General features: G+C 51.0%; 15 protein-coding genes. 10 read left to right on the top strand and 5 right to left on the bottom strand.

Annotation, left to right across the window (positions count from 1 at the left end; all coding sequences use genetic code 11):
- Positions 1 to 6 precede the first annotated feature (6 nt).
- The 3 genes from ACAN56_RS21805 to ACAN56_RS21815 form a co-directional block, all read right to left on the bottom strand.
- The gene (locus ACAN56_RS21805) at positions 7 to 2,148 is read right to left on the bottom strand and encodes a bifunctional diguanylate cyclase/phosphodiesterase (protein WP_379145726.1); all 2,142 of its coding nucleotides are present in this window, start codon (positions 2,146 to 2,148) and stop codon (positions 7 to 9) included.
- A gap of 259 nt (positions 2,149 to 2,407) precedes the next feature.
- Entirely contained in the window at positions 2,408 to 3,028 is a 621-nt protein-coding gene (locus tag ACAN56_RS21810; RefSeq protein WP_379145727.1) for an acetate uptake transporter, read from the bottom strand.
- 123 nt (positions 3,029 to 3,151) lie between these two features.
- Complete coding sequence (locus ACAN56_RS21815; protein WP_379145728.1) at positions 3,152 to 5,509, bottom strand: EAL domain-containing protein; 2,358 nt, start codon at positions 5,507 to 5,509, stop codon at positions 3,152 to 3,154.
- Between the two features lie 172 nt (positions 5,510 to 5,681).
- Between ACAN56_RS21815 and ACAN56_RS21820 the strand changes: the two genes are divergently transcribed.
- The 4 genes from ACAN56_RS21820 (at position 5,682) to ACAN56_RS21835 (ending at position 9,495) form a co-directional block, all read left to right on the top strand.
- Positions 5,682 to 6,599, top strand: coding sequence for a prenyltransferase (locus ACAN56_RS21820; protein WP_379145729.1), 918 nt, complete (start codon positions 5,682 to 5,684; stop codon positions 6,597 to 6,599).
- A 40-nt stretch (positions 6,600 to 6,639) separates the two neighbouring features.
- Positions 6,640 to 7,413 (top strand): DUF6081 family protein, encoded by a 774-nt coding sequence (locus ACAN56_RS21825; RefSeq protein ID WP_052092366.1) that lies wholly within the window; start codon positions 6,640 to 6,642, stop codon positions 7,411 to 7,413.
- Positions 7,414 to 7,446: 33 nt separating this feature from the next.
- Positions 7,447 to 8,406: a prenyltransferase gene (locus ACAN56_RS21830; protein ID WP_379145730.1), complete on the top strand. Its 960-nt coding sequence runs from the start codon at positions 7,447 to 7,449 to the stop codon at positions 8,404 to 8,406.
- A 96-nt stretch (positions 8,407 to 8,502) separates the two neighbouring features.
- Positions 8,503 to 9,495 carry a Gfo/Idh/MocA family protein gene (locus tag ACAN56_RS21835; RefSeq protein WP_379145732.1) on the top strand — a complete coding sequence of 331 codons (993 nt, stop codon included), beginning with the start codon at positions 8,503 to 8,505 and terminating at the stop codon, positions 9,493 to 9,495.
- Between the two features lie 87 nt (positions 9,496 to 9,582).
- Here ACAN56_RS21835 and ACAN56_RS21840 read toward each other — a convergent pair whose 3' ends face one another.
- Entirely contained in the window at positions 9,583 to 10,947 is a 1,365-nt protein-coding gene (locus ACAN56_RS21840) for a dicarboxylate/amino acid:cation symporter (protein WP_179091696.1), read from the bottom strand.
- A gap of 504 nt (positions 10,948 to 11,451) precedes the next feature.
- On the opposite strand from ACAN56_RS21840, the gene ACAN56_RS21845 reads away from it, so the two are divergent.
- The 5 genes from ACAN56_RS21845 (at position 11,452) to ACAN56_RS21865 (ending at position 20,993) form a co-directional block, all read left to right on the top strand.
- Positions 11,452 to 12,237, top strand: a complete 786-nt coding sequence (locus ACAN56_RS21845; RefSeq protein WP_052092365.1) for a hypothetical protein — start codon at positions 11,452 to 11,454, stop codon at positions 12,235 to 12,237.
- Between the two features lie 54 nt (positions 12,238 to 12,291).
- Entirely contained in the window at positions 12,292 to 16,008 is a 3,717-nt protein-coding gene (locus tag ACAN56_RS21850; protein WP_038597615.1) for an S-layer homology domain-containing protein, read from the top strand.
- Between the two features lie 293 nt (positions 16,009 to 16,301).
- Positions 16,302 to 17,102, top strand: coding sequence for an ABC transporter ATP-binding protein (locus ACAN56_RS21855; protein WP_038597612.1), 801 nt, complete (start codon positions 16,302 to 16,304; stop codon positions 17,100 to 17,102).
- Positions 17,095 to 18,753, top strand: a complete 1,659-nt coding sequence (locus ACAN56_RS21860; RefSeq protein WP_052092364.1) for an ABC-2 family transporter permease — start codon at positions 17,095 to 17,097, stop codon at positions 18,751 to 18,753. Before ACAN56_RS21855 ends, ACAN56_RS21860 begins: the two co-directional genes overlap by 8 nt.
- A gap of 230 nt (positions 18,754 to 18,983) precedes the next feature.
- Complete coding sequence (locus ACAN56_RS21865; RefSeq protein WP_379145735.1) at positions 18,984 to 20,993, top strand: putative bifunctional diguanylate cyclase/phosphodiesterase; 2,010 nt, start codon at positions 18,984 to 18,986, stop codon at positions 20,991 to 20,993.
- 244 nt (positions 20,994 to 21,237) lie between these two features.
- Here ACAN56_RS21865 and ACAN56_RS21870 read toward each other — a convergent pair whose 3' ends face one another.
- Positions 21,238 to 22,932 carry a methyl-accepting chemotaxis protein gene (locus ACAN56_RS21870; RefSeq protein WP_038597606.1) on the bottom strand — a complete coding sequence of 565 codons (1,695 nt, stop codon included), beginning with the start codon at positions 22,930 to 22,932 and terminating at the stop codon, positions 21,238 to 21,240.
- 247 nt (positions 22,933 to 23,179) lie between these two features.
- Between ACAN56_RS21870 and ACAN56_RS21875 the strand changes: the two genes are divergently transcribed.
- Positions 23,180 to 23,611, top strand: coding sequence for a MarR family winged helix-turn-helix transcriptional regulator (locus tag ACAN56_RS21875; RefSeq protein ID WP_052092363.1), 432 nt, complete (start codon positions 23,180 to 23,182; stop codon positions 23,609 to 23,611).
- Positions 23,612 to 23,694: the final 83 nt, after the last annotated feature.

Raw genomic sequence — 23,694 nt, forward strand, 5'->3', positions numbered from 1 at the left:
GCAACATCAGGAAGCAAGCTTGAAGATCTCATCCGCAGGAAGCGGAGGGAAATAAAGAAATCCCTGGATATAAGGGCAGTCATGCTTAATCAGGAACTGGGCCTGTTCAGGCGTCTCTACGCCTTCCGCAATCAGGTCATAACCAAGCTGGGAGGCGACATAAACAATTGACTTAATAATCGTCTCATCAATGGAGCTGACACCAATGCCGGTGATGAAGGTGCGGTCAATCTTGATCTTGTTGACAGGAAAATGCTTCAAATAGTTCAGTGAAGAATATTTGGTACCAAAGTCGTCAATCGAAACGACAATCCCATGGTCGCGCATCTGCTGCAGCAGCGGATAATGCTCCTCCAGCAGGGCGGTGCTTTCCGTGATCTCGAATTCCAGCATATTCGTCTCCAGCCCATATTGCTCAAGCACGCCAAGCAGGTTCTCTATCAGATTCCGGTTATAGAACCAGCTGTTGGAGATATTGATGGATGTCCGCAGCAGCGGCATGCCCATCGTTCTCCATTCGCAGAGCTGGCGGCATACTTCCTGCAGCACCCAGTCGGTGAGCTGAATCATTAGCCCGGCGTCTTCCACAGCAGCGATGAAGGCTCCGGGCCCGATCAGTCCCTTCTCCGGATGATTCCAGCGGATCAAGGCCTCCATGCCAACCATTTGGCCGGTCACGGCATTGATCTGCGGCTGATAATGGAGAACAAATTCTTCGCGCTCCAGCGCGGAATGCAGGTACTTGGAGATCATGGTCTTCTGCTCTAGCTTCTCGCGCAGCTCCCAGTCGAACACAAAATAATTGCTGTCTTCCTGCGACTTTGCCTGATACATGGACATGTCGGCGAATTTCAGCAAATCCTCCTTGTGGAGGGAATGCTCCGGATAAAGAGAGATCCCTATGCTGGTCGATAGACTTAAATATGCCCCGGCAATCAGCAGTGTTTCCGAGATCAGCAGGCTGATATGCCCGGCAATTTCCGGGATCTGCTCCCGCGGCAAATTGGAGAAGATCATCACGAATTCATCGCCGCCGGTGCGCGCGAACAGCTTAAAGGGCAGACCGCTGTCCTTCAGCCGGCTGGCCAGTGTCTTGATGACCTGATCGCCCGTGGAGTGGCCGAGAGTATCATTGATCTCCTTGAACCGGTTCAGGTCAAAAAAGAACAGCGTATAGGTCTGCGTAGGCTCGGCGCATTGCAGCAGCCGCCCGAATTCATCCATGAAGTAACGCCGGTTCGGAATTTCCGTCAAACTGTCGTAATGGGCAAGTTTTTCATACCGCCGTTTGGATATTCGGAGATCCCGGGTGCGGATACTGACCACGCGTTCCAGTTCACGGTTGAACCGGCCCTGATGCCAGAAGATATAGAGAATAAAGGCCATAACGAGCAGAAAGGAAATGTCGATCCACAGGATGCTGCGGAAGATCTCCCATTTCTTGTGCGAAGAAAAAGGGATTCCCATCAGCCAATGCTGATTTTTAATTTCAATGGGGACCGTGACCTGCTCTTCGTTCCCGTGGGCTTGATTGCCAAACAAAAAGGTATGATCTTCATCTGTTACGTACACGGGGGAGTCTTTAAGCAGCAGCTGGTTCTCAATATCATCGATCTTCAGTGTGACGGAAACGATGCCGGAGAATGAGTTGCCGTTATAAATAGCTTGCCTGATCACCATGCCGGGGGTGCCCTGGGCAAGTGTCCGGGGACCGTCCACCGTAATGCCCCGGGAAGTGATCGTTTCTTGAATCAAACCGGGCGAGGACAAGTTAGGATCGAGCAGGAGACTTTTATTAAGAATCGCTGTATTGCCTGAGAGAGGATAGAGATAACGGATGAGGCCGTCCGGAGCGATCATAATATTCATAATATTGCTTGAATTGTTATAAGCCTTCATTAAATATTGATTAATAAGCGCTGGCTCAGCATCAAAGCCGACCGTTTGAATAAAAGAGCTAACACCTTTGACAATCGAAACCTTCTCTTCAATGTTCGATGATAACATGACTGCCTTTGAGGACAAGTCGGCTTTTTCAGCCCGGTATTCCCGGTTCACTGATAAGGAGTAATAATAGAACAGAGAGAGCTGCAGTACGACTAAGAAGCCGAGGATGATCGTTAAAGGCTTTTTATTAAAGAAAGCCATGGAATGCCTCCGATACCCGTAATTCAACATTATATATATAAATCATTAGAAGCTGTTCCAGCACCGCAGAAAAATGTCGAGATATGTCGTGGGTGTTTCTTAAGCATGTCATTTTTATCGCCTTTGTGCAAGGAAAAACCTAACAAGAACCCTATAAAATCCAAAACGGATAAATACGTTCCGCCTAAAGGCAGCCTGTATTTATCCGTTGCTCTAGAAATGAGTACATTATGGATTTTGTGTAAGTGAAGAGACGGGGTTATTTCTTGAAAATACCCAGCGGTGCACCGATTGGCAGGAACGTGCGGCCGAAATGAGCGTTGAGCACAGATGCGCCGCAGCCGTACAGTGATACGATACCGATGGCCAGTTCCGATACGGCAGCCAGCTTGTGGAAGAATTCCGCAGCCACTCCGAACGCATCAAAGGTCAAGCCGAGGAACAGGAAATCGATCAGTATAAAAATAACAAGCAGCACTCTATTGGCTTCCACAGCGCCGAGGGTCATGAACAGCGTGAAGACCAAATAACCCGCAAAAACAAAGCCGAGCTGTTTGGGATCAACGCCTTCTGCCAGAACGGTACCGAATACACCTAGCTTGATCAGCCAGCTTGCGGCCATGCCGAACCAGAAGAACGCATAAGCGCCAAAAGCGGTCATCCCGAAGGTGTTGTTGTGTTTGGCATCCTGGATAGAAGCGAACAGCTGGGCGAAGGCTCCGAGGAATATAGCCCATGGAATACAGTAGCTGAGATCTGTTGTAATTTCGAGCTTTTGTGAAGAAGCGACCAAGGTGACGATAGCCAATCCGAACAAGCCGATGGCGCTGGGGTCGGCAGTGACGATTTTGACGGATTGTGTTTGCGGTTGCGCTGACATAGCAATTAAAGCCTCCAATTTTCATAAGTGTTCGCATAGGATCACAGCACCCGGAAATGGGTGCTGTGATCAGCTTGCCTATCATATCATATCGTTTTGAGCTTGCCTACAAAAAAAGAGTGCTCATTTATTGTGGTAAAGGAGATTATTTTGCGTTAAAAAGTCAGGGATATCCTGGAATTTTACCGGCCTGCTTATATAGTAGCCCTGCAGCTCATCACTGCCCAGATGGCGCAGCATGTCGAACTGCTCTTCCAGCTCGATCCCTTCGGAGACTACCTGCAGCCCGAGGGTATGGCTAAGCTCGATAATGGCCTTGATCAGCACGTCACCCTGCGGGCCCAGTGTCATCTGGGAAACAAAAGAACGGTCGATTTTGATTACATCAACGGGAAAGCGCCGCAGGTAACTAAGGGAAGAGAAGCCTGTGCCAAAGTCGTCCAGGGAAATGCGGAACCCGTTTCCCCTGAGCTGTTGCAGCGAATGGAAAATGCTGTCGCCCGACACCAGTACGCTCTCCGTAATCTCCAGCTCCAGGCTTGAGCTGGGCAGCCCGTATTCATGGAGCAGCTCCAGCAGCAGCTCAGACAGTCCCGGCTGCATCAGCTGCATGGCGGAAATGTTGACCGCCACGGTCAGCTCCAGCCCATTCTGCCGGAAAGTACGCAGATCGGAGCAGACTTGCCGCAGCACCCAGCTCCCGATGTTTACAATAGAGCCGCTGGTTTCGGCGAGCGGGATAAACTCACCGGGCGAGATAGGGCCGTATGCAGGGCTTGTCCAGCGCAGCAGCGCCTCCAGCTTCGAAACCTTCAGGTTGCCGGAGCTGAGGATCGGCTGATAATGGACTTCAAACTCATGATTCACGGCTGCTGAGAGCAGCAGCTGGGAGAGTACATTTTTGCGGCGGATACTTTCTTCGAGATCCTCAGAGTATTGAAAAATGTTGTTGCGGCCTGTTTCTTTGACATGGAACATGGCCAGATCGGCCTGTTTGACCAGGAAATCGGCGTCTTCTCCGTTCTGCGGATAGATGCTGACGCCAATGCTGGCCGTATTGTAGAGGAGATGTCCCTGTATGTGGTGGGGCAGCGACAGCGTCTCCCGTATGCGCAGCAGCTGCTCGGAAATGCTGTCCGAATCGGGAATGTCGGCGAGCAGGATGGTGAACTCGTCGCCGCCCAGACGGGACACCACATCATCACGTCCGATAACTTGGGAAATCCGCAAAGCGATCTCTTTCAGCATGGAGTCACCGAAGTCGTGGCCGAGTGTATCGTTTACGGTCTTGAAGTGATCCAGATCAATAAATACCAGCCCGAGCTGTCTGCCGGTTCCCTTAATTGAAGCAATCGCTTCATTAAGCTTCGTGAAGAACAGCGAACGGTTGGGCAGCTGAGTCAGAGGGTCAAGCATCGCTTGCAGCTGCAGCTCTTCCTGCGCCTGCTCCAAGGAATCAATCATCCGGTTGAACTCCTGCTCCACATCGCTGAATTCGTCTTTGCCGGAAGGGCCGATCCGGATGGATAGATCCTTGCTGTTGCCGATAGCCCGGATATTCCGGGTCAGCAAGGACATTCTTCCAAGGATAGAGCGATTGACGAAGAGGAGACTGGCCACACACATCAGCATACTGACGGCAAAGAAACACCACTGGAAGCTGGTGATCGACTGTAGGCCGCTTAAGTAAATCTGCCGCGGATGCTTGAGGGTGAGAACCACACCGGGGTTGCCGAACAGGTCATATATAGTTGTGTGAATGGATATCACGTTGTTCGAGGCAGAGCTCATCCAGATATTGCTGGTTTTGCTCTCCGCGAGTCTGCCGGGGTTCACTGGAGTGATCTGGATGGTGGACGGTGTCTCGTTCCAGATTTGTGTGATCTGCTCCTGCAGCAGCATTCTGCCGGCTACAGCAGTTCCAACAACCGGTTTTGTTTTGTCACTGTTCACAATAGGGGTGAGGGTGATCAGCATAGGCCCTTTATCCAGTAATACAATGCCGCTTGTGCTGTCCTCTGCGCCCGAAAATTCCGGCAGCCGTTGATGAATATCCCTGAATAAGTCGATAATTTCTGTTGTTAGCGGAGTTATGCTGCGGGAGTCTGTGTTGTAAGTGCCACCGTACAAGGGGGTGCCCGAAGGGTTCAGCAGGGCCATCATATCAAAATGGTTAATCTCATAAGTTGTCCGGCTATAGTTACTGCTTAGGTAGGCATCACTAATAGAATCTGCGGGGTCCGTGGATTCCGCAAACCGGTAGGTTTCATCCCAAACTGAATATTTGAGCAACTGGGTCTTCATACTCTGCAGCTCATTCTGATAAGAAGAGACGGCATTCTCCAGCTTGTACCGCAGTGCGGCTTCATCCAGCTTCTCGAAGCGGCCCAGCAGAATCAGGTGCAGGAGCAGATAAGTCAGCCCTAAGCCGAATAGTGCAACAACACAGATGAAGATCACTAATTTTTTGCGCAGCTTCATGTTGCTCCCCTTAGTATCTATAAACTTCATAGGAAATAAGTACCATTAAAACCAGTGTACCATGATTAGGGAATATTTTGCAGCGCTTTTCTACCCTAACTGTCGAAATTTGATGTATAATATATAAGCAATAATAATTATCACATTATAATAGAAGGGGACCAGCTTGGGTATGAACAAATGGATATTTTTTAAGAAAGCTACACGGTTTGGAACCATCCCAGTTATGCTCATACCGGTTGTCTTGGGAACTGTCGGGGCATATGTATGGGGGGGAGAATTCCATCCGTTTTTGTTTGTTATAACGATCATCGGTGCAATATCCGCGCATCTGTTCTCCAACATGGTGAATGATTTATGGGACTTTCGCAATGGGACCGATATGGAGGCAAAAAATACACCGGGGATGATTTCCACAAACTCCGGTTTTTTGTCCGGAGGTCTGCTCTCGGAAACAGTTTTCGCAGTATTGACCTGGAGCTTGCTTGCAGTCGCCGTGTTTTGCGGCGCGGTGCTCAGTATTTATAGCGGCTGGGAGATTCTCTGGTTTGTAGCGGTAGGGGCACTTATCGCCTATTTCTATGTCGCTCCACCGCTGCGTTTTGGGTACCGGGGCAAGGGCTACAGTGAATTCGCCATCTTCGTTGCGTTTGGCATTATGCCTGTACTCGGCTCTTATTTCGTGCAGACCGGCGAATTCAGCCTGAAGCCGGTACTGCTTTCGGTTCCGGTTGGGCTTCTGACGACGCTGCTGCTGTTCAACCATCATTTTCTGCACTGGAAAGCGGACGAGCAGGCAGGCAAGCGTACGCTTGTTGTCGTCTGGGGAGAGCGCAAGTCGCTGATCTTCTCGCGTGTGCTGCTTTATACTTCCTACGCTTCTCTGATCGTCTGCGTGGGCTTTGGCGTGCTTCCGGTTTATGCGCTGCTCGCACTGCTCACTGCGGTTGCGCCGGTGCATGTATACCGCGGCCTGCAGCCGCAAAATGCTTCACCAGCTTATCTGCCGCTGATGGGCGCCTCGCAGCAGGCCTCCGTGCGCTGCGGTACAATTATGGCGGTAGCACTGCTTATTCAAGGCTTTATGTAAAAATTGCTGAAGATTAGATGATAGAAAGAGAGTGAACCCCATGGACAAGAACAAAACAAGCAATGAAGATACACAGGCTGCACAGAATAGCCCGATCGTACTGGGAGACTTTCATACTATTTTGTCGGAGGGCAAGGTCTGGAAGACCGGAGGATTCACCTTGCCGGACGGCTCTTTCTGGGCTTACCGTGAGCCGGAGGCTGTTGTGATTGTACGCAATGGCTATCTGTATGTGCGGGCCCAGCTGTCCCGCCAGAACAACCAGGTGCAGATTCTCGACAATGCCAAGCATATGTATTATTCGGCTCAGCCGGTCGAGGTGCCGGAGAGCGGAGAGATCAGCTTCGAGCTGCAGATTCGCGCCCGCACGCAGGGTACGGCACCCGGAGATCTGTATGACGGTTATGTTTCGCTGAATCTGCTTGATTTCACGACAGGTGCGGCGCTTGATTTCTTTGCCGGAAACGACAAATATGCCAGTGTCTACGGAGTTCTGCCTTTCCCGGGCGTGCAGGTTCCCGAAACCGGCGGAACGAAATACTTCTGCATATTCAAGGAAGATACGGACTTCAAACCGCGTGAATTCAACACATATAAGATTACCTATAACCGCGGGAACGATGAGGCTGTGTTCTATGTCAACGGCAAAGAGGTGCGGCGCGAGCAGCATGTGCCGATCAAATTCAACAGCTTCACTGTAGCGCTGGGCATTATGACCGAGAAGGACCTCACGCCCGAAGGCAGTGTGTCCGCCCATGGCCAGACAGTCATCGCCGAATGGTCTCCGCTGACCATAACAACATCCGCACAATAACCGTGCTTAATTGACAGATGAGGGTGGATCGCCTTGAATGTGAAAAGTTTCCTGAGATTTGTAGAGCTGCCGACCAAGGTGGCTAGTGTTATCCCGTTTCTGCTCGGGTCATTGTATGCCCTGTACCGGTTTGAGGATTTTTATCTTCTGCGTTTTGCGCTCATGTTCGTGTCCCTGCTAAGCTTCGATATGGCGACAACGGCAATTAACAACTATTACGATTTCAAAAAAGCGGCCAAAACCCACGGTTACGGCTATGAGACCCATAATGCCATTGTTCATTACAAGCTCAAAGAAAGCACTGTGGTGGCGACGATTATTATCCTGCTGGTGCTTGCGGTCGGGGGCGGGATTGCGCTTGTCTCCCAGACCGGTCTGATCATATTTCTGCTCGGCGGATTATCCTTCCTGATCGGGATCTTGTATTCATTCGGGCCGATACCGATCTCGCGGATGCCGCTGGGTGAGCTGTTCTCAGGCCTGTTTATGGGCTTTGTCATCATCTTCATTTCGGCTTACATCCATTCCGAGCAGAGTGTTGTTACCCTGCTGTTCCGGGAAGGCTGGATTGATCTGCATATCAACTTTGTGGAGGTCCTGTATCTATTCTGGTTTTCGGTGCCGGCGATTCTGGGAATTGCCGGAATTATGCTGGCGAACAACATCTGCGATATTGAGGATGATATGGAGAACCGCAGGTATACACTGCCCGTCTACATCGGCCGCAGCAATGCGCTGCTGCTGTTTAAGCTTCTCTACTATGTCTCCTTTCTGGATTTGATCGTGCTGCTGCTGCTTGGCATCCATCCTGTTCTGGTTGTGCTGCTGCTGCTGACGCTGATTCCGCTGCGCCGCAATATTGCCCTGTTTTATGAGAAGCAGGAGAAGGAAACGACCTTTATCCTGGCAGTCAAAAATTTTGTGCTGATGAGCATGGCCCGCGTTATTGTGCTTGGACTGGCCGTTGTGCTGGATATTTGGATTACCTCATAACATCATCCTACCTCTGTAAATAGAGATAAACCTTATTCTATGATATGGTGTTTATAGGTATAAATAGACAATCTAATACAAGGAAGGTGTACATCTATGGCGCAGAAACTTCGTTGGGGAATTATGGGATGTGCCCAGATTGCCACAAATTCGGTCATGCCGGCAATTCAGGAATCGGAATCCGGCATCATCGCAGCAGTAGCGAGCCGTGGACTGGAGAAAAGCAGTGCCGTGGCTGCGGAGTTTGGGATAGAGAAGGCCTACGGTAGCTATGAGGAGCTGCTTGCGGATCAGGATATTGATGCGGTCTATATTCCGCTTCCGAATCATCTTCACCGGGAATGGGTCATCCGCGCTGCGGAAGCTGGCAAGCATGTGCTCTGTGAGAAGCCTATTGCGCTTAACAGTGCTGAGGCGGCAGAGATGGTAGATGCATGCCGGAAGGCCGGTGTTCATCTGGCTGAGGCCTACATGTACCGGCATCATCCGCGGATTGCCGAGCTGCAGGACATTATCGCCCGGGGAGAAATCGGTGAGCTGCGTTCGATCCGCGGAACATTTACATATAATGATGCCGGGGATACGACAAATATCCGGTTTAAATCGGCTTGGGGCGGGGGCTCTTTGTACGATGTCGGCTGTTACCCGCTCAGCGCGGCGCGTATGCTGTTCGCTGCGGAGCCGGAAGCGGTAACGGTACAAGCGATTTTCTCCCCGGAGCATGACAATGTGGATATGATGGCTTCAGGTCTGGTTGAGTTTCCAGGCGGAGTAAGCCTGATCTTCGACTGCGGGATGTGGGCCTACAACCGCCAGCTGCTGGAGGTACTCGGCACGGAAGGCCGGATTGAAATTCCGATGCCGTTCAATGCGAGATTTGAAGATGCGGAATTCATCCTGCATACGGGCGGCGAAGCGAAGGTGATCGAAGCTACCGGCGCGAATCCTTATGTCTGGCAGGCCGATAATTTTGCGGCCGCCGTTTCCGGGGTTAAACCCAGAGTAGCTGCAGATGATCCGGTGCTGAATATGCGGCTGATTGAGACCTGTCTCGATTCTGCCCGCCGGCGGGAACGGATTCTGCTGTAAGTTTTGTTGCACATACAAACGGCTGTGCTGTCCTGGTTCAAGGACGGCGCAGCCGTTTTTTTTGGTGAATATAGGTCAGGCAATAAATTATACGGCGGATGCAATAAGCTCATCTTCGTCGTTGTCGTTATTGAACGCGTCCCGGTCGAACTCCCCTTCGGAGTTGGCCACCAACAGGGCGGTGACGGTTGTTCCGGTAGCATTTACAGCTGTGCGGCCCATATCGATCAGCGCTTCCACACCGGCGACAATTGCGATACCCTCGAGCGGCAGGCCCAAAGCGGTAAGTACGACGGTTGTCGAGATCACTGCGGGTCCGGGCACACCGGCAACTCCGATGGAGGAAATGATGCTGACAAAAACTAGCAGGATATAGTCGGTCAAGCCAAGATCTATTCCGAATACCTGTGCAGTGAAGACAGCAACAATGGCCGGCCAGATCCCGCCGCAGCCGTTGAAGTTGACTGACGCCCCAAGGGGAGCGACAAAGCTGGCGATCCGGGGAGAAACATGCAGCCGTTTTGTAATAACCTCAAGGTTAACCGGAAGTACAGCGTAGCTGCTTCTGGTCGTAAAGGCCACGGCAACGGTCGGATAAATTTTGCGGAAGAAGCGCAGCGGATTGACTTTGGCCACAAAAAATACGAGCCCGCCAAACACCAGCACAAAATGGATAATCAGTGCGACATAGGAGGTTATAATTACACTTCCCAGCTCCTGCAGCGTTTCCCAGCCGTAGCGGGCGGTGATGCCGGCGATGAGTGCAAATACACCGTAAGGCGTCAGCCGGATGATGAATTTAACGACCTGATGCAGCACCAGTGTCAGCGATTGAATGAGGTCACGCACAGGCTTCACGGATTCTGCATTTTTCGAGCCGATCTTGATGATGGCCACTGCAAGGAAGATTGCAAAGATAAGCACTGGCACAACCTTGCCTTCAGCCGCTTCATTGATCGGGTTGGAAGGTACAAGGTCAAGAATGACCTGGGAGAAGGTCGGAATTTCACGGGCGGTGAAATCGGCGGGCACATCCTGCTGAATGCCGCTTCCCGGGTTGAACAGCAGTGCAACCAGTAGACCTATTATTGAAGCAATACCCGTTGTTCCAAGGAACCAGGCAAAGGTCTTGAACCCGATTTTACGCAAATACTCCAGATTGGTCAGCGATGCAATGCTGTTAAGCACCAGAACGAAGACCAACGGGACGACCAACATGCGGATCAGGCTGACATAGATGCTGCCGAAGGTGGTGATAGCCTTAGTGTCAAACTCCAGATTCTGAAAAAGAATGCCGACGACCAGACCAATTGCCAGGGCTACAATGACCCGCGTACCAAACCCGACGCGCTTGCGGGCCAATAGGAAGAGTACCCCGAATACAAAAATCGATACAACAAAGCCATACCAGTTGCTTTCGATGGCGGTGATCAAGTTGTTGTCGATAGACATTTTTAATAATCCCCCTAATCCAATTAGTTATGTAAGAATTAATGTGGGATAAATATACTGGAAGTTCCGCTGTACTGTCAATCCTTTTCTAAAAGATAAGAATTGTAATTTTACGTTGTTTCGTAGTCTTAATATCCCCCCCTATTTTCCTTAGTTAAGCTATTATATGCGAGGTGGTAATGTTTAATTCCAACAAAAACGATGAGAAAAATATAATTTGGGGATTGACAAGAAAGTGATCCCTTATTAACATGATATCAATCACATCACAGGATAACTTTTTGCTGTTGAAGATTTGCAGACGGGAATCGACTGGACGACCAGAGGTTCAATCAGTGCTTGCTATTGCACTGTATTGAAGCTCTATTTTTTTTGCCAAAAATCTAAAGAAAGGTAATAGATAGGTGTACCCAATTCGATAGTCCAACATTAGAGCAGGCCAAGGGGCGGGCGTATGAACTTAAGTACACTGCACCGGGCCAGAGAAAAGGATGGTTACCATTTATGAAAAAGCTCACTGTATCCGTAGTAGCAGCAACTTTGATTTTCTCAGCTCTGACTTATGCGGCTGTGACAGCGAAGCAAGACAATAGTGCTGAGGCGGCAGCAGCACCGGCTGTTGTGAAAACAGCGGCTGACAGTAGTGTGGCTCAGGCCACTGCACCGGCAGCGACCGGGCCTGCTCAGTCTGTAGAGACGGCAGCTGCCACTGCAGCACCGGTTCAAGCGGCAGCTGCAGACAAGGCAGGCGGGGCTGCCGATACAGGGCAGGCCGCAGCGACAGCAGCACCGGCGGCTGAGCCGGCAGCAACTGAGGCGAGCAAGCCGTCCGCTCCGGCCAAGGCGCAAGAGGTAGTTCAGGCCAAGGCGGAGGTTGTTCAAGCTAAGGCGACTGCCGCTCCTGCGGCTAAAGAGCCGCAGCCCCAGGCAACTGCCAAGGCTGAAGCCAACACCGTAGCTGCTGCTCCTAAAGCGGCCGTGGCACCTAAAACGGCCGCAGCTCCAAAGGCAACTGCGGCTCCGCAAGCAACTGCAGCGCCCAAGGCCGAAACGGTGAAACCGGCTGCTGAAGTACAGGCCGCAGCTACAGCCGCTCCGGCTGCTGAACAGCCTGCCGCGAAGAAGGTGACGTTCTCGACAACTGAGGTAGTCAAGGCGAACACAACTGCTCCGGCGTCAGAAGCGGCTGCCGGCACATCCTCATCCCAAGCGGCCAGCGCACCGGCAGCAGCACCGGCTGCGAGCAATCCGGCGCCTGCCCCGGCTGCTGAAGAGGAAGTTTGCCCTTAAGCTCCTGAAGCTTGGTATTGCAAGTATAGAAAAAGATAAAGTTGAGGTGCGCTAATGAAAAGACAGCAAACACTGAAAAAAATCCTTGCGCCGCTTTTGGCGGCTGCGCTGCTCGTCTTGCCGGTTAACCCCGGCAAGGCAGGGGCTGAGGCGGTTCTTCCGCTCAGCGGTTCCGGAACGGTCAGCACATATAATTATTTTTATGAAAATTATCCCCATCTGAATGACCGTAATCATGTGTACAAGACCGCTACATATGAAGATATCGTCAATTTGTTTGAGAGCGAGGGTACTTATGCTGTGCTGGTTGGCGGCACCTGGAGCGAGGAGACCCAGGCCAATATCGGGTTCATTAATGAGGTGGCCAAGGAAAATGGGATCAACGTTCCCGCGATCTATAATTTTGACGCCAAGCTGGACGGGGCCACTCTTGATATTGCAGACAGCAATAATCCGTATGCCTATAAATACGTTGATCTGGTCAACAAATATTTGAAGAATCTTTCGCTGTATGACAAAACCGACCGGGAACACAACGTCAGCTATGTGAATGCAGCTGGCGAGACTGTTTCTGCCAACAAGATTGATGCTCCGTTCTTGTTCCTGTACAACAAGGATCATAAGGATGGACAAGGCAACAGCGCGCCTATTGTATCCTATCTGAAAGACGGTGGGTCTTGGGAACAATTTCAGACAAGCGGCCAGCTTGATCCAGCCAAGGTCGATGCTTATAAAAACTCTGTCAGACAGGTGTTTAAGGCTGCTTCCACTTACAGTGTGATCAATGAATCCGAGTATATTAAATCGGCATTTAACCGGAATTACGCCGGGGAGAACAATGGGAATATTATTTTTACTCCGGAGGACAAAAATCTGGTGCTTGAGCATGTGACCTATCATCAGCTGAAGCAGATTCTGGCCAGTGACGGCAATTATACCCTGCTGTTTGGGGGTTCCTGGTGCCCGAATACCCAGGCAATCATCAAATATGTCAATGAACAAGCGATCGCGCACCATATAGACAAGATCTATTTCTTTGACACGAAGCTCGATTCGGGGCTGACGGTAGCTGAGCCCGGTAATAATACGGGAACCAACGGACGGGCCAATCCGCATAATAACAATGAGCTGCAGATTAGAACAAGCAATCACCCGTATGCCAATCTCTACGTGGATCTGGTGGATACCTATCTCACCAATATCAAGACAGAGAATAATCAGGCGGCTAAACCCTCTGTGATCAGTTATGTTAATGATCTGAACGAGACAGTCACAGGCGACAGACTTCAAGTGCCGTATCTCTTCACGTACAATAAAGACAACAAAGATGCGGCTGGAGCAAAGGCTCCTATTCTGGGGCACGTGGAGCTGATGTACTCCTGGACGAACATCCAGCCGGGTTATGTAAGCAGCGGTTATTCCGACGGTGCCAGATACAAGAATGCCATTCAAGCTTTGAATACTTTGTATTCCCGATTGGAGGCTGTGCCTGCCGGACTGTACGGCACCGCAGACGGCACCATCAGAGGAGCCAACAGCCAGCTGGAATACAAATACAAAAGTGTGCAGGACTCCGTCTATGAATATCAATCTGCCGCAGGCGATACGATTTCGGGACTGGAGCCGGGAACTTATCTGGTAAGATATAAGGCCACTGCGGGTTTCCAAGGTCCTATTATTAAGCCGGAAGGAACCACGGCCATTCCATACGCTGCGGGAGAAGCGGTAGAAGTGGTTGTGCCCTTGCCCGGAGAGCAGGCCGCCCCTGCAGGGTTAAAGGGATTGCCGCCGACAACTGCGGTGAACGCCGATGGACAGATCAGCGGTGCCAAGGGTGCGCTGAGTGCGGAAGAGCTGCAATCGCTGGAATACAGACTGGCAACGGTTACGGAGTATACGTATGCCAAGGATGTATTGCCTGTACATCTTATACCGGGTATCTATCAGGTAAGATATGCGGCTAAGGAAGGAATTGCGGCAAGCCCTGAGGCTAGCGTTGCCGTTCCGGCCTTCACAGACAGACAGGCGGCACCTACCGGCCTGGCAGGAGTGAAGCCGACTACCTGGGAGAATAAAGACGGGAAGATCACAGGGACCACCAAGCAATTGCAGATCAAGCTGTCCACCGTTACGGAATATGTCTATGCGGGAGACGGAGAGACCACCGGGTTGATACCGGGCGTGTACAACGTAAGATATCCGGCCAAAGAGGGTTATGCAGCAAGCCCGGCGGCCGATGTAGTTGTCCCCGGCAACCTTCAGGAACAGACTGCGCCAACCGGTCTGGCCGGCATAGCGCCTACCTCCTCCGAGAACAAGAACGGAGTGATTACAGGCACAACGACAGCCCTGGAATACAAGCTGTCGACGGCATCCGTCTACATTCCGGCAACGGATAAAGAAATCACGGGTCTGGCCGCTGGAACCTATAACGTCAGAACTGCTGGCAAGCTGGGCTATAAGCCAAGCCCGGATACCAGTGTTGTCGTACCAGCCTATGTGCCGGCAACAGGTTCGGGCGGCGGGAGCGGCGGTGGAACACCGGTTGTGCCGGTACCAAGCGCGAGTCCAGCCCCGTCTGCGACAACATCCGGAGATACAGTGACTACAGTTGCAACCGCGTCGGTTAAAACTGACGATGCTACTGGCGTGACCACAGCTGCTGTTACTGCCGATGCGGTGGCAGGCCTTGTCAGCAGCGCCAAGGCTGCGGAAGCGCAAGGAAAGAAGGCTGTTCTGGAAATCAAGATTGGAGCAGGTACGGGTACCAAGACCACTGAACTCAGCATTCCGAGAAGCCCATTTAATGAGATAGCTTCCGGCACGAATGCCAGACTTACGATTAATGTCGAGAACGTTGGGCAGATCACCTTTGATTCCACTGCGGTGGCAAGCATCAGCGCAGCCGCCGATGCCGGGACCATTGTCATCAGAATTGCCAAAGTATCCTTAACCGAAGAAGGTAAGGCTGTGCTCGGCGACAGACCGGTGTATGATCTGACAGTTCAAGCAGGAGACAGCAAGGTGGCTGTCTTCGGCGGAGGCAAAGTGCAGCTCAGCCTTCCTTACAAGCTGCAGGCAGGCGAAGAAGCAAACTCCATTATTGTTTACAACATCACCAGTGCCGGTGGTCTGGATATTGTCCGGGGCAAATACAATGCGGCTGCGGGAGCGGTGGAATTTGTGACCACCCATTTCTCGCAATATATCATTGCCTATAACAAGGTCAGTTTTGCCGATATTGCTGCCACCGCCTGGTATAACAATGCTGTAAGCTTCCTGGCAGCAAGAGAGATCACTTCAGGTACTGCCGGCAACAGCTACAGCCCGAATGACAACATCACCAGAGGCCAGTTTATCGTTCTGCTGCTTAAGGCTTACGGCATTGCGCCGGAAGCGGGAGCTGAGGGCAATTTCAGCGATGCAGGCAAGACGTACTACAGCGACTATCTGGCCGCTGCCAAACGGCTGGGCATTGCCTCCGGTTCCGGCAACAACGAGTTCAAGCCGGACAGCTATATCACGCGTCAGGAGCTGTTCACGCTGCTGTACCGCGCCCTTGATGCTCTGGGAGAGCTTCCCGGGAAGAACTCAGGCAAGGAGCTGACCGGCTTCAGCGATGCAGCTGATGTTGCAGGCTACGCTCAGGAAGCACTGAATGCACTAGTGGAACGCGGCATTGTCGAGGGGGATAACGGAAGAATCCATCCGCTCGACCCTTCGACCCGGGCGCAAGCGGCGCAGGTTTTTTATAATCTGCTATCCAAGTAGAAAGACTGCGCTGCAATAGAAAACCGGAATCGGTTAATGTCCTATTCTGCTAGCATAAATACGAGTCATTATAAGGGGCGGCCCTGTAGCCGCTCCTTTTTTTCGTGAATGTATAAGTTTTCAGGGCCTCCGCAAAGGTGCTGTGTTGCTTTCAAAGCCAAAACGCTACTTTGTAGGGTTAGTTTGTTGCGATTGCTCACATGAGGAACGTTGTAAAATTTGATAGAATAGGAATAGTATTGAAAGTTTGTCTTAATGATTTAAAGGAAAGCCGATTCGAAAGGAGATTAACAATGGGGCTATTGGAAGAGCCGGTCATCTCAATATCCGGCTTATGGATGAATTACAGTGACAGAATGGTGCTGCGGGGAATCGATCTGGAGGTTCACCGGGGGCAAATCATTGGCTATATCGGGCCCAACGGGGCGGGCAAGAGCACCACGGTCAAGATCATGCTCGGGCTGGTAGAGGGTTACAACGGTACGGTGAAAATTTTTGGCAGAGACATCGCTGACGGAGATACTGCCTACAAAAGGCGGATCGGCTATGTGCCGGAGGTCGCAGAGCTGTATGACAGCCTGACCGCCAGGGAGTACCTGACATTCATCGGCGAACTGTACGGCATGAAGCAAAAGGATGCTGATGAGAAAGCGGAAAGGCTGATGGGTCTTTTAAATCTGGAGAGGGCTTACGACATGCGTATCGCCTCCTACTCCAAAGGGATGAAGCAAAAGGTGCTGCTGATTTCCAGCATGCTGCATGATCCCGACATCTTATTTCTTGATGAACCGCTCAGCGGGCTGGATGCCAACAGTGTAATGATCGTTAAGGAAATCTTCGCCTCACTTGCGGCACGGGGCAAGACCATCTTCTATTCCTCGCACATTATGGATGTGGTAGAGAAGATTAGCAGCCGGATCATCCTGATCGACGGGGGAGATATCGTAGCAGACGGCAGCTTCTCGCAGTTGAAGGAGCAGAACAGGGAAGGCTCGCTGGAGGAGATTTTCAATCAGCTGACCGGATTTGACCAGTACCGGGATATCGCCGGTGAATTTGTAGCGGTCATTGCTGAGGGTGCTCCGCATGAATGATTTCTTTGTATTGAAGCTGCTTGACCGGCTGCAGGGAGGCTTCAAGAGAATCGGTGTCGATTATGGTATGCTGCGCAACATTCTTCAAGTAAAGCTGACCATGGACGGAAGGCGGACGCCGACGGTATTTGCGGGATCACAGAACAATAAGCAGGAGACCGAGGGTTCGCCGTTCCGGGTGCAGTGGTTTTATTTACTGATCGGTTTGATGATGATTTTCATCGTTATTCCCAAGGGGAATTATATCCTGATGATGAGTATGCTGTTTAGTGTGGTTATGTTCATGATTATGACAACACTGATCTCCGACTTCTCATCGGTCATGCTGGATCTGCGGGACAAGAATATTTTGTTCTCCAAGCCGGTGAACCGCCGGACCTTGAGCATGGCGAAGAGCCTGCATATTCTCATTTATTTGCTGACAGTCACGCTGACGTTTACGGGACCGTCACTGATCGTTTCGATATTTATCCAGGGAGTACCCTTCTTCCTGCTGTACGCTGCTGCAGTCATTCTGATGGACTGCTTTATCCTTGTGTTTACCGCGCTGCTCTATTTATTGATCCTAAGGGTCTTTGACGGGGAAAAGCTCAAGGACATCATCAACTATGTCCAGATCATTTTATCCATTGGGGTTACCGTGGGCGCCCAGCTGATTTCCCGCTTGTTCAACATCACTGAGCTGGGTGTTACTTTTAAAGCGGCCTGGTGGAATTTTCTGTTCGCCCCGATCTGGTTCTCTGCTCCGTTTGAGCTGCTGATTGCCGGGAAAAAGAGTGCCCATCTTGCGGAGCTGGCACTGCTTGGCCTTGTGGTGCCGCTGGTACTGCTTGCGGCATACATCAAGCTGATGCCGACATTCGAACGGAGTCTGCAGAAGCTGGCGGAGCAGGGCGCTGCGGGCAAAGATAATGGACGCTTGTCCCGACGGTTGTCTGCGATCGTATGCCGGAACAAGGAAGAGGGGATGTTCTTCCGGTTTACCTGGTCCATGATGAAAAACGAACGGGATTTCAAGCTGAAGGTATACCCGTCCATAGGATTGTCGCTGGTCTTGCCCTTTATCTTTATATTCAACCAGGTGTGGAGCGGAGACATGGAGGCAGTCAGAGGCTCCAAAACCTACCTGTTTGTTTATCTCAGCGCAATGCTGGTGCTGACTGCCGTGCAAATGCTGCGTTATTCGGCCAGCTATAAGGGCGCATGGATTTATAAAGCTATTCCGCTGCCCGAGACGGCCGCGGTGTACCGCGGGATGCTTAAGGCGGTGCTGCTGCGGCTGCTGCTGCCATTGTTTGTCTTGGAAGGAGCGGTATTCGTCTGGCTGTTCGGAGGCCAGATCATTGTAGATTTGTTCGCTGTGCTGCTGGCCTCGCTGCTGTATACCGTCATCTGCTACCGCATGATGCCGCAGGCGCTGCCCTTCTCCGAGAAATATGAAGCCGCCAAGCAGAGTGATTACAAAGGGATTTCCATTGCTCTGCTGTTTATATTAATGGGGTTTGCCGGGGTTCATTATGTGTTCACCTTGTTCTTTCCGGGGATTTACATCTATTTGGTAATTTTGACAGCTCTCAATTGGTGGGTTTGGCATGTTTCCTTCCCCGAAGCCGCTCCGCGGAACGGGAAGCTCCCAACTCTCGGCGCTTGAGACAGCAGGTAAATATGGACATTTTTTGCCATCCTTAAAAAAGGGGTTCAAGTTCCAGTATTTACTTAGACAGATTTCCAAATAAAAGGTAGAATACACCTAAAGTTAGTTCTCAGGGATCACCTATAATCTTTACACACTCTTCCGTTTATCTGATACTCGTATATTGATTTTATACTTGAGAATACATGACAGCGATAATGATAATATAACCGGTGAAGAGGTCAACTATGGATCAAATGGGAATCCACTATAACATTTGGATTGTTTTGCTATCTTTCGCGCTGGCGGCAACCGCGGCCTATTCAGCGCTTAATCTGATTTCACAGGTTTCCCATTCTACGGGCAAGATCCGGCGTTTGTGGCTGCTGTCGGGGGCATGTGTGCTGGGCAGCGGAATCTGGGCGATGCATTTTGTCAGCATTATGGCCAGCCGCCTGCCGTTTGAAGTCGGTTATCATCCGGGCAGAGCGGTGTTGTCCCTGCTGATCAGCATCCTTTCCAGTTTTCTGGCCCTGGGGATTGCCGTAGCACCCCGCCAGCGGCTGCTCAGGCTGCTGGCCTCCGGCTTCATTCTGGGCGGCGGAATTTCCGCCATGCATTATGTCGGAATGTCCTCTATGGAGATGGACGGCAGACTTCACTATGAGCCAATGGCTCAGGGCATATCTATGATGATTGCTCTTCTGGCTTCTTACATCGCTGTATTTCTGTTTCGCAAGTTTAAGGACTACACCGGCTTCAGTGCCTGGAAGCTTTGCTCCTCGTTGTTCATCGGGTTTGCGGTAACCGGAATGCATTATATCAGCCTGAGTACAAGCCACTTTGAGCTCAACAGCCGGCTTGGGGCTAAGCCCTTTCTGATGGAGACGGATTTCATTCTGTTGACAGGGGTATCGCTGGTAACTCTGTTTATACTTGCAATATCTGGAGGCGCCGTGTTTCTGGACCGGCATATTCTGGAAAAAATGGCCTATCATGATCCTTTAACCGAGCTGCCGAACCGGCATGGACTGGAGCGTTACTTTCTGGATGAGTTCTTTGGGGTGAACTCAGGTGCGGTGTTTTTTGTCGATCTGGACCGGTTCAAGTCGATCAACGACACGCTGGGACATGACATCGGCGATGAGCTGCTGCAGGAGGTTGCAGACAGGCTGATGTGTTGTGTAGGCTGCCAGGGCAAGGTCTTTCGGATGGGTGGCGATGAATTTCTGATTGCGCTGCCGGATTGTACATTAGAGAATGCTCAGGACATGGCAGAGCATGTATTGCGGGAGGTTAAGAAGTCCTACAGCATTAAGGGCAATGAGCTGTATGTTACAGCGAGTGTCGGAATCAGCCTGGCTCCTGTACATGGCACGGACCGCTCTGCACTGATGAAAGCCGCGGATACCGCGCTGTACACCTCCAAGGATTCCGGCAAAAATAAATTCAGTGTGTTCGACCAGGAGATGAACCGCCACCAGCTGCGGCGGATGTCACTGGAGAAGGATCTGCGCAAGGCGCTGGCCCGCTCTGAATTTATGGTGGTTTATCAGCCGAAGTGGGATTCATTTATGAACGTCACTGTTGGACTGGAGGCGCTGCTGCGCTGGAGGCATCCGGAGCATGGGATCATCTCTCCGGCAGAGTTTATACCGATTGCCGAAGAGACGGGCCTTATCGTGCCGATTACGTACTGGATGCTGCATGATGTATGCGGCCAGAATATGCTGTGGCACAGGGCTGAGGTAGCGAATGTTCCTGTATCCATCAATATGTCGGCCCGGATGTTTGAAGGCGGAGGCCTGTATGATGTGGTGGAGGAGGCGCTTACGCGCTCTGGTCTGGAGCCGCATTTCCTCGAACTGGAGATCACGGAATCCATCGCAATGAACAATATGGAGGAGACGGTAGCACAGCTCTCCAAGCTGCGGAATCTCGGGGTGCGTGTATCGCTCGATGATTTCGGTACAGGGTTCTCTTCACTTGGTAATCTGGATGAGATTCCGGTCAATACACTTAAGATTGATCAGGTCTTTATCCGCAAAAGTAAAATGCATTCGAAAAAAGCGATTATCAGCAATATTATTGCGATTGCCAGCAATCTCAATATGGAGGTTGTCGCCGAAGGCGTAGAAACAACTGAACAGATAGAACTGCTGCAATCGCTTGGCTGCCGGGTAATGCAGGGTTTCTATTACGGCCGTCCGATGCCGGTTCATGAACTGGGTCAATGGTTTATAGAAAATACAGCTTAGACGCTACATAACATTTATAATGCTCAATGTACTATACAAGAGGCTGGTCATCACTGAGAAACAGGATGACCAGCCTCTTGTTCAAAGATAAGAATTTATATGCTTCACGCTATAAATTATCCTTCTATTTCTCGCTGAAACGGATACCGTCCTTTGAGGACGGCGAAGCCGTTTCCACTTGTTTAGTCTGTTGCATTAAAAAAGCAGCGAAGTCTCTTGTTGAGACTTCGCTGCTTTTTTAGAATTAGATTTTGAAGTTCTCCACCAGCACCTGCAGCTTCTCAGCAAGTGAAGAAAGGAACGCAGCGGAGGACTCAACCTCTTGCATAGCTGCAAGCTGCTCCTGGGAGGAGGCGGATAACGTCTCGGCGCCTTCAGCAGTCTGATTCGATACTGCAACAATATTCTGGATCGCGGTCACGAGCCCGTCGGAGATCAGCGCCAGTTCACGGACGGTCTCCGAAATCTGCTGGCTTTGGGAAGACATATCAGAGACGGAAACCTCTATCTCGGAGAAGGATTGCCCGGCAGACATGATCATTTCTCTGCCCTGCTGCATTTCATCCGTGGAACGTCTCATGGTTTCTCCGGCCTTGTCCATCTGATTTACAATGAGACTGACCAAATCGCCAATTTGACCTGCTGATTTAGCTGAGCGTTCAGCAAGCTTGCGGACGGATCCGGCAACTACGGCAAAGCCGCGGCCCTCTTCACCGGCCCGGGCGGCCTCTATCGCTGCATTCAATGACAGCAGGTTGGTTTCTTCAGCGATGCTGGCAATCGTACTGACGATACTCTCAATTTCCTTGGAATGACTGGCCAGCGTATCAATAATAGCAGACAAATTGGTAATGCTGCCGCTGACTACCTGCATTTGCGAGGTGGTGGAATCCATCGCTTCCCGGCCTGTCCGGGCCTTCAGTGCATTGCTGGCAGCATTATTCATGGCGCTGTCCGCATTGTCGGCAATCTCGGTAATAAAACGGGACATGTCCTGAACAGCTTTATAGCTTCCTTCCAGATTGTCCAGCTGCGTATGGGCACCATCGGCAAGCTCAAGGGTGACATTGACACTGTGCTCTCCGGCCCGGTTCGTTTCCTGCGCGCTTGATGAGAGCTCCTGGGAGGAAGAGGCCACCAGCATGGAGGTATCATTGACCTGGGTGATGAGGTAGCGCAGGCTCGACGTCATTTCGTTAAAGTCGCGGGCCAAGGTGCCGATTTCATCCTTGCTCTTGAACAGGAGCGGTTCACGGGTCAAATCGCCCTTAGCCACGTTGTTAACTGAACTGGATAGTTTGGTGAGAGGTCTAACCATGCGCCGGATGGCCAAATAAGCGGCAATAATAGCTACTACCAGTATGGATGCGCCGATAATGAAAGGCTGAACGATGATGTCCCTCGTACGCGTCTGAATCAGCGGGCCGTCAAAATTGATGGCCATAAGTGCGATAATGGGCTTCGTGGGGTCATGATCCTGATAAATGGGGCCGTACCCGGTTTTGAGGGAGGTGCCTTGATATGTATAAACTTTGGAGTATGCGGAATGCTTCATGGAAGTAATCATTTCTTTATCTTTATCCGAAAAATAGAAAGTGTCGCCGGCCTTATAGCCTCTTTCTTTGAAGCTTTTGTCTGCGGCAAGCACAGTACCGTCCAAGGATAGGATGAATGCTTCCTTGAAAATCGGTTTATGGTTAATAATCCAGCTGATCCGGTCTTCTACAGCGGCCACCTTGCTGCTGTCACCTGACACTAGTGCCGATATGTCAGCGGGATCTACTAGGCCGGTAGTAATGTTCGCACAGCCTACCAGTTCGATACCTGCAGCTTCATCCACCTGTCTGTAAGCCGCGCGGTATCCGAAGAACCCGATGGATGATCCGACAAGAAGTAACACAATAAGCATCATCCAAGTTAACTTTGTTGCCAATTTCATGACTCGTACCACCAGCCCTGACTAAATGTATTCAGTGAATCACTGTTCACTGCTACGATTATAGCGTATCGCGGCTCTTAGAGCAGTAGCTAGAATGTAGTATTTTTGTGTCGAAAAATGCAGACTTTTCCTAAAAAAATCACTTTTGCAATGACTCTGATCATGTCCAAAAAGACAAAAGCATTGAATCATCACCTGCCGAAATGGTACGCTTAAGGCAGGACTAACGGACTGGGAGCTGAAAGGGATGCCGCAACAAATCGATCCGTTGATTGAGGCCGTAGGATTGTCTATGTGGAGGGTGCAGCGTAAAATCACTTCACAGATGTCATTGCATAAAGAAATCGGTCTAACTGTACCGCAGTTCGGACTTTTGCGCATGATCGCACAGGAGAAAAAAGCACGGGTGATCCAACTGGCCGATAAGCTTGAGGTGAAGTCCAGTGCGGTTACAGTCATGCTGGACCGGTTAGAAGCGCTGGGACTTATCGCACGCGAGCCGGATGAGAATGACCGCAGAGCAGTTATTGTGACTCTTACAGCCAAGGGTCAGGAGCTGCTGGAGGAAGCGCAGTACCGTTCGCTGCTGCTGCTTGCTGAACATTTATCAATTCTCAAGCCGGAGGAACTGCAGAACTTCGCGGACTATTACCGGTTCCTTGAGCAGCAGGAACGATAACGTGATTGGCCTAGGGATACAAAAAGAGCCGCGCTCCCAGTTGGAGCGCGGCTCTTTTTGTACTGCTGTTTAATCCGCCTGTG

This window comes from Paenibacillus paludis, assembly GCF_042610515.1.
Taxonomy (GTDB): domain Bacteria; phylum Bacillota; class Bacilli; order Paenibacillales; family Paenibacillaceae; genus Paenibacillus_AQ.

Excerpts from the sequence above, each read along its gene's own strand:
- ACAN56_RS21805 (WP_379145726.1), bottom strand. The coding sequence starts at position 2,148 with ATGGCTTTCTTTAATAAAAAGCCTTTAACGATCATCCTCGGCTTCTTA.
- ACAN56_RS21810 (WP_379145727.1), bottom strand. The coding sequence starts at position 3,028 with ATGTCAGCGCAACCGCAAACACAATCCGTCAAAATCGTCACTGCCGAC.
- ACAN56_RS21815 (WP_379145728.1), bottom strand. The coding sequence starts at position 5,509 with ATGAAGCTGCGCAAAAAATTAGTGATCTTCATCTGTGTTGTTGCACTA.
- ACAN56_RS21820 (WP_379145729.1), top strand. The coding sequence starts at position 5,682 with ATGAACAAATGGATATTTTTTAAGAAAGCTACACGGTTTGGAACCATC.
- ACAN56_RS21825 (WP_052092366.1), top strand. The coding sequence starts at position 6,640 with ATGGACAAGAACAAAACAAGCAATGAAGATACACAGGCTGCACAGAAT.
- ACAN56_RS21835 (WP_379145732.1), top strand. The coding sequence starts at position 8,503 with ATGGCGCAGAAACTTCGTTGGGGAATTATGGGATGTGCCCAGATTGCC.
- ACAN56_RS21840 (WP_179091696.1), bottom strand. The coding sequence starts at position 10,947 with ATGTCTATCGACAACAACTTGATCACCGCCATCGAAAGCAACTGGTAT.
- ACAN56_RS21845 (WP_052092365.1), top strand. The coding sequence starts at position 11,452 with ATGAAAAAGCTCACTGTATCCGTAGTAGCAGCAACTTTGATTTTCTCA.
- ACAN56_RS21850 (WP_038597615.1), top strand. The coding sequence starts at position 12,292 with ATGAAAAGACAGCAAACACTGAAAAAAATCCTTGCGCCGCTTTTGGCG.
- ACAN56_RS21855 (WP_038597612.1), top strand. The coding sequence starts at position 16,302 with ATGGGGCTATTGGAAGAGCCGGTCATCTCAATATCCGGCTTATGGATG.
- ACAN56_RS21860 (WP_052092364.1), top strand. The coding sequence starts at position 17,095 with ATGAATGATTTCTTTGTATTGAAGCTGCTTGACCGGCTGCAGGGAGGC.
- ACAN56_RS21865 (WP_379145735.1), top strand. The coding sequence starts at position 18,984 with ATGGATCAAATGGGAATCCACTATAACATTTGGATTGTTTTGCTATCT.
- ACAN56_RS21870 (WP_038597606.1), bottom strand. The coding sequence starts at position 22,932 with ATGAAATTGGCAACAAAGTTAACTTGGATGATGCTTATTGTGTTACTT.
- ACAN56_RS21875 (WP_052092363.1), top strand. The coding sequence starts at position 23,180 with ATGCCGCAACAAATCGATCCGTTGATTGAGGCCGTAGGATTGTCTATG.